Consider the following 13350-nt stretch of genomic DNA (forward strand, 5'->3'; position numbering starts at 1 on the left):
AAGATTCCGTTAAGCACCGTTCGCCCCTGAGTGCCGAAATTGTACGCCCGTCCAACAGGCGTCGATTTCATGGCTAGTTTAGGGCGGCAACCAGACGCGAACAACTGCGCTGCAGAAATGGGATGAGATTCCGCGGCGCAGCGTGGCCGATGCGCAACGCGGCGCGGGACTATTCCCGCGCCAGCGCTTCCACCGGATCGAGCTGGGCGGCCGAGCGCGCCGGCATGAACCCGAACACCACGCCGATCAGACTCGATGACAGGAATGCCAGCAGGATCGTTTCGGGCGAGTATTTGAGCGTCGCTCCATTCACTAGCGTCGTCAGCATGGCCCCAAACCCGAACGACAAGGCGATGCCCGCAATCCCGCCCACCAGGCACACCAGCACCGCCTCGATGAGGAATTGCTGGAGAATATCGCCTCGCCGGGCACCCACGGCCATACGAATGCCGATCTCCTTGGTGCGCTCGCTGACCGAGACCAGCATGATGTTCATCACCCCGATGCCGCCCACCACCAGCGAGATGATGGCAATGGTCGAGATCAACAGCGTCAGGGTCTGGCTGGTGCTCTGAATGGTCTCACGGATCGTGTCGGTATTCATCAGGAAGAAGTCGACCTTACCGTGCAGCCGCGTCATCAGCGCGGTGATTTCGTCCTCGGCCTGGGCAATGTCGTAATCGTCGGCAATGCGAACCGAGATCGAGCCGAGATAGGATGTGCCCAGGATGCGATCCATCACGGTCGTATAGGGCATGTAGACATTGGCATTGCTGCCACCGGGCCCGAAGCTCTGCTGGTTGGCCACCACGCCGATGATGCGGGCCGGAACCTTGCCTAGCATGATCACTTCGCCGATCGGATTTCCCCCGTTCGGGAAGAAGGCCGTGACCGCGTTGGCGTCGATCACCGCCTCCTGCGCCCGCTCGTCCATACTGGTAGTATTGAAGCCATTGCCGGACATGAAGTTGCGGCCATTGACGCGAAAATAGCTCTCCCCCACCCCGGTAACCGAAGCATTGGCTGAGATATTGCCGTAGAGCACCGTCGCATTGGCGCTGACCTGCGGGGTGACGCTATCTGCATAGGGCTGGGTGGACAGCGCTTCGACATCGGTTGCCTTGAGCGATTGCACCCGCGCCGCCCGCCTGTCGCCAAACCCGGTGCCGGGATTGATGTTGATCGTGTTGGTGCCGATCGAGGCGATATTGTCGAGCACCTGCTGCTGGCTGCCCTGCCCCAGCGCAACAACCGCCACCACCGATGCGATACCAATGATGATGCCGAGCATGGTCAGGAACGTGCGCAGCTTGTGCGCCACCATGGCCTTGAGCGCGATCTTGAGCGCCTCGGCCCCACGATCGAAACCTTCGCGCCAGCGCGCGGTCTTCTTCATCGTCTGCTTGCTGGTGGCGCCGGTCCTGGCGTCGTCATTGCGCCGGTCGGCGATAATCTCGCCGTCGGAGATCTCGATCACGCGCTCGGCCTGGGCGGCAATTGCCGGATCGTGCGTCACAATGATGATGGTGTGGCCTTCGCCATGCAATTCATGCAGCAGCGCCAGCAATTCCTTGCCGCTGCGGCTGTCGAGCGCGCCTGTGGGTTCGTCGGCAAGGATGACCTCGCCGCCATTCATCAGTGCCCGCGCCACGCTGACGCGCTGCTGCTGGCCGCCTGAAAGCGCGTTGGGCCGATGGTCCAGCCGGTCGCCCAGCCCCAGGCGGGTCAACAAGTCCTTGGCGCGCTGCCGGCGCGCACCGGCATCGGCGCCCGCATAGATGGCTGGCACTTCCACATTGCCCACGGCATCGAGGTCGGGCAGCAGCTGATAGCGCTGGAAAATAAAGCCGAAATGCTCGCGGCGCAGCTCGGCCAATTCGTCGGGCGCTAGCCCGCTGACATCGCGCCCGTTGAATTTGAACGTGCCCGAGGTCGCCCGGTCAAGGCAGCCCAGAATGTTCATCAGCGTCGACTTGCCCGAGCCCGACTGGCCGATAATGGCCACCAGTTCACCGGCATGGATATCGAGGTCGATCCCCTTGAGGACGCTCACCGCCTCTCCGCCCGCCTGAAACTGGCGGACGAGATTACGGACCGAAATGATGGGGTCGATCATCGCCGGACGCCGCCAAACGCGCCTGGGCCACCGCCGGCGAGGCCACCGGCGCCGCCTCGGGCGCCCTGCCCGCCAGGCTGGCCACCGCCAGGCGCAAAACCACCGCTCACCACCAGCTCGCCGGCATTGAGGCCTTCGGTGATCTGGGCGTCGATATTGTTGTTGAGGCCCACGCGCACCCGGCGCGGCGTGATCTGCTGGGTGTTTGGATCATAGACCTGCAGCGTATATTCGCCATCCGGACCTGGGCGCGTCAGCAGCCCCGACGACAGGGTCACCGCATCCTGGGCCTCTGCCAGTACGATCGTGACCTGCGCCGTCATCGAGATGCGCAGCATGTGGTCGTCATTCGGCACGTCAAACAGGCCGTTGTAATAGACGGCGCTGTCGGTCGAGGCGGTGTCGGAGGCGATCGACGTCGGCGCGGGCTCGATTTCGCGCAAGGTGGCGTTGATACGCTTGGTCGGCGCGCCGAGAATGGTGAAATAGACCCGCTGCCCCGGCTTGACCTTGACCACGTCGGCCTCAGAAATCTCGGCCTTGATCACCATCGTATCGAGATCGGCGATCTTGACGATGGTAGGGATCGTTGAGTTGGCATTGACGGTCTGCCCTTCATCGACCAGCAGCGCCACGATGGTCCCATCGCTGGGCGCCACGATCTTGGTCCGGGCCAGATTGAGTTCGGCCGCTTCCACACTCAGCTGGCTCTGGGCGATCTGGGCATCGAGCTGATCGATCTGCGCCTTTGCCGAATCCACCGCAGCCTGCGCCGTCTCCAGGTCGGTCTGCGACACAAGGCTATTGGCGCTGAGCTGGCGGCTCCGCTCGAATGCGGCTTCCGATTTTGCCAGCATGGCCTGCTGGTTGCGCTTCTGGGCCTCAATCCCGGCTAGGGCCGCCTGCGCGGCCTTCACGGCGTTTTCCTGGTCGAGGCTATCGATCTCGGCGATCAGATCGCCCTTCTTGACGTCCTGGCCGAGCACGACATGCACGGCGTCGATGCGGCCCGAGACCTCGGCGCCGACACTGACCAGCGAATTGGCCTGCAGCACGCCCGAGGCGAGCACGGTCTGCTCGATGGTCCCTCGGCCTGCCGCAACCGTGGTGGGAATTGTCGCCGCCTTGGGCGCAGCGAGAAAATACCACCACGCACCAGCTCCGGCGCCAACAAGCACCACCAGCGCGACCAACACCTTTGCCAACGTCTTCAAGCTGAACGTCTCCGATTCCTCATCCGCTTTTGAATAGTACGGCTGCCGCCACTATTCACGTTAGCACTTGGTAAGGTTGGCAAGAGTACCGCCAATCAAATGGATTTGACCGGCCGCCCTCGTCCGGTCCACCCTGCCACCGCCTCAGACTACACGCTTCAGGACATCTGCCATGTATCAGTTGCTCGACCCCAGCCGCTTCATCGTTTTCATCACCGGCGCCACTTCGGGCTTCGGCGCCGCGGCCGCACGCCGCTATGTCGCCGCGGGTGGCAAGGTGATCGCGACCGGCCGCCGCAAGGATCGGCTGGAAGAGCTGCAGGCCGAGCTGGGCGCCGAAAACTGCCACATCGTCGAGCTGGACGTGCGCGACCGCGCTGCAATCGACGCCGCGATTGCCGCCCTGCCGCCTGCCTTTGCCGGCATCAATATCGTGCTCGCCAATGCCGGGCTGGCGCTTGGCCTGCAGCCAGCGGCCGAAACCGACATCACCGACTGGGAAACCATGATCGCGACCAACGTCACTGGTCTCGCCTATACCGTGCGGGCGCTGCTGCCGGGGCTGATCGAGCGCGGCGGCGGGCATGTGGTGACGCTCGGCTCGGTGGCCGGCGACTATTCCTATCCCGGTGCGTCCGTCTATGGCGCGACCAAGGCCTTCGTGAAGCAGTTCGCGCTCAATATCCGCTCGGACGTCCAGGGCAAGAATGTCCGCGTCACCAATATAGAGCCGGGCCTGGCCGAAACCGAGTTCTCGCTGGTCCGCTTCAAGGGCGACGACAGCAAGGCCGCCAAGCCTTACGAAGGCACCACGCCGATGAACGCCGATGACATCGCGGAGTCGATCTTCTGGGCCACCTCCCTGCCGGCTCACGTCAATATCAACCGCATCCAGATGATGGCCACCACCCAGGCCTGGGGCCCCTTCGACATCTTCCGCGAGCCCTGAAACCGTTTCCTGCGGGGCGTGCCGACTGGCGCGCCCCACCAGTCATGTATAAATTCGAGCACTCCTGCCACGCTGCGGACACCGCAATGGAGCTGCCATGATCATCCGACCCATTCTCGCCCTGACCGCACTGACCCTGTTTGCACCCATCGGCGCAACTGCTGCCGGCCCTGTTGCGCTCGACGATTTCGGCGTCACCTGCCTCGATACCTCGCTCTCCGACTGCAAGGTGTTGAGCGCCGGCTACCTCAATGTCGACGACATGAACGACGAGGCGCGCACGGGTAGCCCCCTGCTCGCCTGGCAAACTCAGGCCGGCGTCAGCGTCGAGGCGGGTACGGTAGGTGGCGTGGTCCTGTTCCAGCATGCGGACGTCGGCTGGACCAGCTTTGGTAGCGGTTTCGAGGCCTATCGCTACGAACTGCCAACGCTGAACGAAGAGGGCGTTCTGCATGTGGCGGGCTATTCCAGCGGCACCGGCTCGTTCAACGCCGACCTGCTGTTCCAAACCACCGATGGCGGCTGGCAGCAGATCGACATGGACACCTGGCTGAGCAACATCTCCGACATGCTTCCTGCGGGCCTCGAAATCTGGAAAGGCGTCCGCTACGACTTCGCCGCTGCCTGGTCAGGATACGCGGCCAGCACCTCGCTGTGGAGCGAGGACGACGCCAATTGCTGCCCAACCGGCGGCAGCGCCGTGATCACCCTCGAAATCGTCGACAACGCCCTGGTCGCGACCAAGGTAGATTATACCCCGCCAGAAAAGGCCAAATAGGCTAGAGGCCCAGAAAGCGCACGGTATCGGGATCGACCGGCACGCCCTCAGCCTGGCGGCGTGCCGCTTCCTCCCATTCGCGATCGCCCGGCGCCATCACCCGTTCGGCGCCTGGGCGCACCGGCGCGGCGCGCAAGCTCGTCAGATAGGCGGTAATCATCGCCCCGAACATGTCCCGCCCAACAAATTTCGCAGGATCGATCACCAGCACGAAATGCCCCAGATTGCGGGGCGTCGTTTGATCCGTGCCGCCATACATCGGAATCAAATCGGTATCGAGCGTCGTGCCGGTCAGCAGCGATGAAAACAGCGTGGCAACCCCCGCCAGCGCCGCTCCCTTGTAGCCATATTCCGCCCCTCCCAACGGCAGCAGCATTTCAACGGCATTGGGATCGGTGGTCGCGTGACCTTCCCCATCGGCAGCCACACCCGGTGGCAGTTCCAGCCCAAGGGAGCGGTGCAGCATTACCCGGTTCATCGGGATGGACGAGGTTGCCATGTCGAGCAGCCACGGCCGGCTGTTTGGCACCGGCGCGGCAAAGGCCAGCGGATTGGTGCCATGGAATGGGGCGGCACCATCGAACAGCGCGACCAGGGAATCGGTGTTGGTAGTCGCAAAGGTCACATAGCCCTGCTCGGCGCCCGCCACGGCATAGGCTCCCGCTGCGCCATGGTGGGAAGAGTGGCTCACCCCTACCGCGCCGACGCCGGTCTGCCGGGCCAGCTCGATCCCCATTTCCACGGCCCGATATGCCGCATAGTGCCCTAGCCCGTCATCGGCATTGACCATCGCGCTGGAGGCCGCCCGAATATCCACCGTGAGTTGCGGGTTCTTGTTGAGCCGCCCGCTCGTCAGCATGGCGCAATAATGCCCGGTTAGGCGCACCCCGTGACTATCCACGCCCACCAGGGACGCATGCAGCATGGCGCGGGTCGCCGCCTGCAATGACGCCTCGCTCGCCCCGGCAGAACGCAGGGCCGCGGCGACCTTCTGTTCGAGGACTGCAGGAGCAAACACCTGGGCTTTATCGGTTTTCACGGGATCCTCCTCCCACATGGGTAACGCCCTACCATACAAGCTAACATGCGGCAGATAACCTCCACAGCAACTTTCCGCTTCCACTCCCGGCGCACCAGATTATGCTTGAGCCAAACTTTGAGGCCGCCCATGTCTTCCATTGATCCTATCACCGCCGACCTTTGGCACGTCATCGCAGCGACCGATGAAATCCCCGCCGGCCTGGTTGAAACCACGCTTCTGCTCGACACACCCATCGCCATGACGCGCGACCGCGACGGCAATCCCGTTGTGTGGCGCCGTAGCGATGAAGAGCAGGGCGACGAGGTCGATGCCGAGGCCATTCTTGATCGCCTGCCCGCCATCACGGCCTATGGCTTCATCTGGACCAGCCTGGGCAACCCGCCCAAGGAGCTGTTCCCGATTCCGGAATATGCCGAGCATGACCGCAAGAACATGAGCTGCGGCTCGATCGGCCTGCACGTTTCGGCACCGCGCGCCGTCGAGAACTTCCTCGACATGGGGCACTTCCCCTATGTGCACACCGATATCCTGGGCGCCGAGCCCCATACCGAGGTCAAGGAATACGACGTCGAGGTCTCTGAGGAGCGCGACGAGGTTCTGGCTACCCGCTGCAAGTTCATCCAGCCCATGGCTGCCAAGTCGGCGGTTGGCGCGATGGAAGTGGAATATGTCTACCGCGTGCCGCACCCGTTCTGCTCGGTGCTCTACAAGTCGTGCCCTGAGGACGAAACGCGCCAGGACGTCATCGCCATCTTCCTCCAGCCCATGACCGAAGAGCGCTGCCGCGCCCACCTACTGCAGTCGATGATCGATTCCACCTCGACCATCACCGATCTGCGCCGCTTCCAGCAGACCATTTTCGGTCAGGACAAGCCGATCCTCGAAAACCAGTTCCCCAAGCGCCTGCCGCTTGATCCGCGCGCCGAAACCCCCATCCGCGCTGACAAGTCGGCCATCGCTTACCGTCGCTGGCTCGGCCAGAAGGGCATCACCTATGGCGTGATCCCGATGGCTTCCTAGCCGCAACGCACGACACCATGCTGCCCCGTACGCCAGGGCGGCCTATGCAGACCTCATCCGATCGTGGCGCGATCAGTTCCTCGGATGACCGAATGACCCTCACTCTCTCCGATCCCACCTGGTATCCGATCGCCTCAAGCGACGACCTGCCATTCCGCCACGTCTATCAGGGCCAGCTCCTGGGCCGTGAATTTGCCGTCTGGCGCGCTGATGACGGCAACGTCAACGTCTGGGAAAACCGCTGCCTGCACCGCGGCGTCCGCCTTTCGATCGGCATCAATGAAGGTGGCGAGCTCAAGTGCCAGTATCATGGCTGGCGCTATGCCAACCGCTCGGCCGGCTGCACCTATATTCCGGCGCACCCCGCCGACGCTCCGGCCCGCCGCATCCAGAACAAGACCTATCCGGTCCGCGAGGCCTATGGGCTGATCTGGTCCGCCGCCAATGAGGACCAGCCCTTCGTGCCCTTCCCCGGCGCCGACAATGGCGACTGGTTCGCGCTGCGCCCGATCCCGCTCAATGCCGCGCCAGAAGACGTGGTCGCAGGGCTCGCCAGCCTTGCGCCCGACGACCAGCCCGCCGACGTGCTGCCCGGCCTTGCCGTGCGTCTCGACCAGGCGATCTTCTTCGTCCAGCCGATCGATGCCGGCCGCGCCGTGATCCGCGGCCTGCTGTCCGGCCAGCCGGAAGACCCGGTCGCAACGCTGCGCACCTACAACGAAACGCTGAGCAAGCTGCGCAATCGCCTTGAGCGCGCCGCGGCAAAGAAGCCGGCCCCAGAGCCGCAGCAACCCGCCTTCGACAAAGTGTCGGTGGATCTGGCCACCATGCCCGATATCGCCATTCCGCGCGGCAACACCCTCACCGTCGTGGTCAAGCGCAAGTGGCAGACCGCCGACGGCGTCGTTGGCTTCGAACTGGCCGCGCGCGATGGGCATCTGCCCACCTTCCAGCCCGGCGCGCATATCGACGTGCACCTGCCCAATGGCCTGATCCGGCAATATTCGATCACCAATGGCCCGGGCGAGCTGATGAGCTACGTCATCGGCGTCAAGCAGGAATCCGCGTCCAAGGGCGGCTCCAAGGTGCTGGTCGAAACCGTCCGCGAGGGCGACCTGCTCACCATTTCCGAGCCGCGCAACAACTTCCCACTACGCCGCGACGCCACCCGTACCGTGTTGATTGCCGGCGGCATCGGCATCACGCCGCTGCTGTCGATGGCCCGCTTCCTCGACAAGTCGAGCCTCAACTACGAGCTGCACTATTTCATTCGTGACGACCAGCAGGTGGCCTTCCGCGACCAGTTGGGCGCCCTCAAGGGCAAGGTGATCTATCACACCGGCGTTGCGGTTCCCGATGTGGCGCCGACCATTGCCGGTCTTCTGGGCCCGCACAGCATGGCCCAGCACGTCTATGTCTGCGGCCCCGGCCCCATGCTCGAAACCGTGCGCCGCGAGGCCGCCACCCTGGGCTGGCCCGACGAGGCGATCCACTTCGAATACTTCAAGAACGACAAGGTGATCGACGACAGCTCGGCCTTCGAGATCGAGCTGGCCCGTTCGGCCATGACGCTGCACGTGCCCTCGGGCAAGACCATTCTCGAAGTCATGCGTGAAGCTGGCCTGACCGTGCCGAGCTCCTGCGAACAGGGCGCCTGCGGCACCTGCCTCACCACCGTCATGGAAGGCGAAGTCGACCACCAGGACGTTTACCTCAACGAGAGCGAAAAGCGCTCCAACAACTGCATGATGACCTGTGTTTCTCGCGCCAAGTCCGCTCGTCTCGTGCTGGATATCTGACCCATGGCCATCACCCTTTACGACTTCGAACTCTCCGGCAATTGCTACAAGCTGCGCCTCCTGATGAACATCCTGAAGGTGCGCTACGACATCGTGCCGGTGGATTTCTTCCCCGGCCGCCAGCATAAGGCCGACTGGTTCCTGCGGCTCAATCCGTTCGGCCAACTGCCCGTGCTCAAGGACGACGGTCTGGTCCTCTCCGATTCCGGTGCGATCCTGGCCTACCTCGCCAAGAAGTATGACGAGAGCGGCCTGTGGTTCCCCGATGATCCGGCCATCACCGCCGAGATCCTGCGCTGGCACTCGGTCGCCGATGACATCACCTCGACCTCCTCGGCCGCGCGCCTGGCGCTGGGTTATGGCTATGACTTCGATATCGCCAAGTCCCAGCAGGGCGCCCACCGCATCTTCCGCCTGATGGACGAGCATCTGTGGTTCGGCGAGCGTGAGGGTCGCGACTGGCTCTGTTCACCCGCCCATCCCACCACCGCCGATATCGCCTGCTTCCCCTATGTGATGCTGAGCGAGGAAGGCGGCGTTTCGCGGCAGGACTATCCGGCCCTGCGCCGCTGGACCGACCGCGTCCGCCGCGTTCCCGGCTTCATGGTCATGTCCGGCATTTTCCCGGCCGGCCGGGCGCTAGAAACGACGCCATGACCGAAGACCGGAGAGCTCACTGGGAACGCGTCTACACGACCAAGCAGGACACCGAAGTCAGCTGGTTCGAGGACACGCCCGAGGTCTCCCTGACCCTGCTGCGCGCGGCAGGGCTCACGCCAGACATGGCCGTCATCGATATCGGTGGCGGCACCTCGCGGCTGGTCGATACGCTGCTGGCGCAGGACCAGCAACACGTCTCGGTGCTCGATCTGTCGTCGGCCGCGCTCTCGGCCGCACGCACCCGCCTCAACGACCCTGCCAATGTCTCCTGGATTGTCTCGGACATTACCAAATGGACCCCGGACCGGGTCTACGACCTCTGGCACGACCGGGCGGCCTTCCATTTTCTGACCGATCCTGCCGACCAGCAGGCCTATGCCGATATCCTCCACAGCGCCCTTTCGGCGGGCGGCAGGGCCGTCATCGGGACCTTCGCGCCCGATGGCCCGGAAAAGTGCAGCGGCCTGCCGGTGGCCCGCTATGACGCGGCAACGCTGGCCACAGTGCTAGGCCCACGTTTCGCGCTGCTCGCCGAACAGCGCGAGGAGCACACGACGCCATGGGGATCGGTGCAGAAGTTCCAGTTCAGCACGTTCGAGCGCCGCTGATCAGCGCGGGGGATAGAGATGGTCCCCGCCCTGCCAGTCACGCACGGTGAAGCACCCATCGCCACCAGTGATCGTGCTGGCCCCGATATCGGCCTTGCCGTGACCACCGGGAATGTCGAGCACATAGGTCGGTTGACAAAGCCCAGAGATCTGACCGCGCAAGGCGGTGACCAGCGCTTGTCCCTCTTCGATGCTGAGTCGGAAATGGCTGGTGCCCGGCGCCAGGTCCGGGTGATGCAGATAGTAGGGCTTCACGCGATTCTCGACAAAAGCCCGCATCAGCGCCGCAAGCGTCTTCACGTCGTCATTGACGCCACGAAGCAGCACTGACTGGCTGATCAGCGCAATGCCGCCATCCGCCAGCCGCTGCATGGCCGCGCGAGCCCCATCGGTGAATTCGCGCGGGTGATTGGCGTGGATGGCGAGATAGGTCGTCTTGCCGCTCGCCTTCAGCGCCGCAACCATTTCAGCATCAACCCGCTCCGGCTCCACCACCGGCACGCGCGTGTGGAAGCGGACCACCTTGACGTGGGCGATGCCTGCGAGCCGCGCCATGATTTCACGCAGCCGGCGCGGCGACAGCACGAGCGGGTCCCCGCCGGTGAGAATGACTTCCCAGATTTCGTCATGTGCCGCTATGTAGCCGATAGCGGCATCCAGCTCGCTCGGCGTTAGCGTACCCAGCCCCTGCGGCCCCACCATTTCGCGGCGGAAGCAGAAACGGCAATAGACCGGGCACACATGCACGGCTTTGAGCAGCACGCGGTCGGGATAGCGGTGCACGATCCCCTCGACTGGGGAGTGGCTAAGATCTCCGATCGGATCGGCGCGCTCATCGGGCGTCGTCACCAGTTCGGCAGCCGTCGGCACGAACTGGCGCGCCATCGGATCATTGGGATCATTCGGATCGATCAGCGCAGCAACTGCCGGCGTGATGGCAATGGCGTATTTGGCGGCAACCGCCTCAAGCCCGGCCGTATCGGTAGCCAGGCCTGCCGCGCTTAACTCGCTGACGCTCTTGATCGCTCGCTGCTTGCTCATTCGGCCACCGGTGCCCACAGCACCGCCTCGATCCGGGGCGCGCCGGTCGCCAGCATCACCAGCCGGTCAAACCCCATCGCCACACCGCTGGCCTCCGGCATCAACCGAAGGGCAGCGAGAAAATCCTCGTCGATGGGATAGCGCTCATCATAGAGACGCTGCTTCTCGTCCATCTCCGCGGCAAATCTGCGGCGCTGTTCATCGGGGTCGGTCAGCTCACCAAAGCCATTGGCCAGTTCCACGCCGCAGGCATAGAGCTCGAACCGCTCGCTGAGCCGACTGTCGCCCGGCAACCGCCGTGCCAGCGCCGCTTCGGCGGCGGGGTAGCGGTCGAGCACCGTCACCCGCCCATTGCCCAGCTGCGGCTCGACCCTTTCATTGAGAATGCGGCTGAACAGATAGCTCCAGCTGCGATCATCGGGCACATCGAGCCCAGCGGCCAGCATTTGCGCGGCCAGCGCATCGCCATCGGTTTTACCAGCGTCATTCATGGTCGCCAGCAGGTCGATGCCGGCATAGGTCCTGAAGGCCTCGACCACGCCCAACCGCTCTGCGGGCGCAAACGGATCGGCCTCCCGGTCGCGATAACGGAGCGTCTTGGCGCCCGTCACCTCGGCCGCAACCCGCAGGATGGCCAGGCAATCCTCGATGATGGCGTCATAGGGCTCACCCGCCCGGTACCATTCCAGCATGGTAAACTCGGGGTGGTGCAGTGCGCTGCGCTCACGATTGCGCCACACATGCTGCAAACTGGCGATCCGCTGTTCACCGGCGCTCAGGAGCTTCTTCATGGTGAATTCGGGCGAGGTGTGCAGATACATCGCCTGCCCTACCCCGTCATTGCCGACCATCGTCGTGCCGAAGGCATGCAGGTGCGTCTCATTGCCCGGCGATCGCTGCAGGCCCGGCGGGTCGACCATCAGAAAGTCATTGGCCGCCAGGTAGTTGCGCACGGCGGCTTCGATCCGGTTGCGTCCCAACAGGATGGGACGCCGGTCGGCATGGACCGAAGGGGTCCACCATGGGGATGCGGCATGCGCGTCTTGTCTGCTCATGTGACCTTTGTGACGGCCGGGCTGGCGATTTTTGTGGATATAGGGTAGTTGGCGCACCGATACCGAAATTTTGGCGCTCGGTGGTCAAGCCTCTACGACGCGCCCACAGATCGAACAAGGAAGAATTAATGGTCAAGGTCATCGCCTCCTCGCTGCGCAAGGGCAATGTCGTCGAGCAGGACGGCAATCTGCACGTCATCCTGACGGCCGAAAACGTTCACCCCGGCAAGGGCAACTCCATCACCAACGTCAACATGCGCCGCATCTCCGATGGCGTGAAGGTCGTTGGCCGCTGGCGCACTGTCGAGATGGTCGAGAAGGCCGACGTTGATGAGCGCGAATACGACTACCTCTACTCGGACGGCGAAGGCCACCACTTCATGGAGCCCGTCAGCTACGAGCAGATCACTGTTCCCGATGACGTCATCGGCGACCAGAAGGCCTATCTCACCGACGGCATGAAGGTTTATCTCAAGACCTTTGAAGGCAACGCCATCTCGATGGAACTGCCGCAGCGCCTCACCTTCGAGATCGTCGAGACCGAGCCTGTGGTGAAGGGCCAGACGGCCTCTTCGTCCTACAAGCCCGCCGTGCTGAACAACGGCCTCAAGGTCATGGTCCCGCCCCATATCGGCGTCGGCACCCGCATCGTGATTCTCACCGAAGACAATTCCTACGTCGAGCGCGCCAAGGACTGATCGCTTGGCCGACGCCACGATATGAAACGGGCCCTCGCGGGCCCGTTTTTATTTGTTCTCGATCTGGCGCGTGGCATCGCGCCAGTTCTCCTCGGCGCGATCGACCGGCGTGCCTTCAGCGAGCCAACGGTCATAGGCCATCTGGCGCACCAGCATCTGCTTGGCCCTGAGCCAGTATTCAAACGCGCGCCCTTCCGGGCGCCCGTCCTGCTCCCACAAAAAATACGCCGTCTGCCGAATGCTCTCGGCCACCTCTGAGTTCTTTCGCATCGCCCTAACCAGGAATGGGTGTCACGCGCCGGTACGGTTTGTGACTGGACGCTCAACGGCCAACGGCCTGCCCCGCCCGCCGGTTCCGGCCATGCGAAAA

13 protein-coding genes are annotated in these 13350 nt (G+C 63.7%); 7 read left to right on the plus strand and 6 right to left on the minus strand.

The annotated features are described in order from the left end of the window. Positions 1-169 precede the first annotated feature (169 nt). Together ACZ5WT_RS02350 and ACZ5WT_RS02355 are read right to left on the minus strand one after the other, a co-directional pair. On the minus strand, positions 170-2116 hold the full coding sequence (locus ACZ5WT_RS02350) for a MacB family efflux pump subunit (protein WP_464285786.1): 1947 nt from the start codon (positions 2114-2116) through the stop codon (positions 170-172). Next, positions 2113-3330, minus strand: a complete 1218-nt coding sequence (locus tag ACZ5WT_RS02355) for an efflux RND transporter periplasmic adaptor subunit (RefSeq protein WP_464285787.1) — start codon at positions 3328-3330, stop codon at positions 2113-2115. The genes ACZ5WT_RS02350 and ACZ5WT_RS02355 overlap by 4 nt, the downstream gene beginning before the upstream one ends. Before the next feature lie 172 nt (positions 3331-3502). On the opposite strand from ACZ5WT_RS02355, the gene ACZ5WT_RS02360 reads away from it, so the two are divergent. Both ACZ5WT_RS02360 and ACZ5WT_RS02365 read left to right on the plus strand, forming a co-directional pair. Next, entirely contained in the window at positions 3503-4279 is a 777-nt protein-coding gene (locus ACZ5WT_RS02360; protein WP_464285788.1) for an SDR family NAD(P)-dependent oxidoreductase, read from the plus strand. A 97-nt stretch (positions 4280-4376) separates the two neighbouring features. Beyond that, positions 4377-5057 (plus strand): hypothetical protein, encoded by a 681-nt coding sequence (locus ACZ5WT_RS02365; RefSeq protein WP_464285789.1) that lies wholly within the window; start codon positions 4377-4379, stop codon positions 5055-5057. A 1-nt stretch (position 5058) separates the two neighbouring features. Here ACZ5WT_RS02365 and ACZ5WT_RS02370 read toward each other — a convergent pair whose 3' ends face one another. Further along, positions 5059-6096, minus strand: coding sequence for an Ldh family oxidoreductase (locus ACZ5WT_RS02370; RefSeq protein WP_464285790.1), 1038 nt, complete (start codon positions 6094-6096; stop codon positions 5059-5061). Positions 6097-6225: 129 nt separating this feature from the next. On the opposite strand from ACZ5WT_RS02370, the gene ACZ5WT_RS02375 reads away from it, so the two are divergent. The 4 genes from ACZ5WT_RS02375 to ACZ5WT_RS02390 all read left to right on the plus strand — a co-directional run bounded on the left by ACZ5WT_RS02375 (position 6226) and on the right by ACZ5WT_RS02390 (position 10186). Then, a complete protein-coding gene (locus ACZ5WT_RS02375) occupies positions 6226-7119 on the plus strand; it encodes an aromatic ring-hydroxylating dioxygenase subunit alpha (RefSeq protein ID WP_464285791.1) in 894 nt (297 codons plus the stop codon). A 92-nt stretch (positions 7120-7211) separates the two neighbouring features. Then, a complete protein-coding gene (locus tag ACZ5WT_RS02380; RefSeq protein WP_464285792.1) occupies positions 7212-8918 on the plus strand; it encodes a Rieske 2Fe-2S domain-containing protein in 1707 nt (568 codons plus the stop codon). 3 nt (positions 8919-8921) lie between these two features. Continuing rightward, positions 8922-9575: a glutathione S-transferase family protein gene (locus tag ACZ5WT_RS02385; protein ID WP_464285793.1), complete on the plus strand. Its 654-nt coding sequence runs from the start codon at positions 8922-8924 to the stop codon at positions 9573-9575. Further along, on the plus strand, positions 9572-10186 hold the full coding sequence (locus ACZ5WT_RS02390; RefSeq protein ID WP_464285794.1) for a class I SAM-dependent methyltransferase: 615 nt from the start codon (positions 9572-9574) through the stop codon (positions 10184-10186). The genes ACZ5WT_RS02385 and ACZ5WT_RS02390 overlap by 4 nt, the downstream gene beginning before the upstream one ends. Here the strand turns inward: ACZ5WT_RS02390 and ACZ5WT_RS02395 are convergent, their stop codons facing one another. After that, positions 10187-11227 (minus strand): lysine-2,3-aminomutase-like protein, encoded by a 1041-nt coding sequence (locus tag ACZ5WT_RS02395; protein ID WP_464285795.1) that lies wholly within the window; start codon positions 11225-11227, stop codon positions 10187-10189. Then, positions 11224-12282 (minus strand): EF-P lysine aminoacylase EpmA, encoded by a 1059-nt coding sequence (gene epmA, locus ACZ5WT_RS02400; RefSeq protein WP_464285796.1) that lies wholly within the window; start codon positions 12280-12282, stop codon positions 11224-11226. The genes ACZ5WT_RS02395 and epmA overlap by 4 nt, the downstream gene beginning before the upstream one ends. A 128-nt stretch (positions 12283-12410) precedes the next feature. Here epmA and efp point away from each other — a divergent pair, with 128 nt between their 5' ends. Continuing rightward, entirely contained in the window at positions 12411-12980 is a 570-nt protein-coding gene (gene efp / locus ACZ5WT_RS02405; RefSeq protein ID WP_464285797.1) for an elongation factor P, read from the plus strand. 48 nt (positions 12981-13028) lie between these two features. Here the strand turns inward: efp and ACZ5WT_RS02410 are convergent, their stop codons facing one another. After that, positions 13029-13250, minus strand: coding sequence for a DUF2934 domain-containing protein (locus ACZ5WT_RS02410; protein WP_464285798.1), 222 nt, complete (start codon positions 13248-13250; stop codon positions 13029-13031). Between the last annotated feature and the right edge of the window lie 100 nt (positions 13251-13350).

It is taken from the genome of Devosia sp. T2-14 (assembly GCF_055397495.1).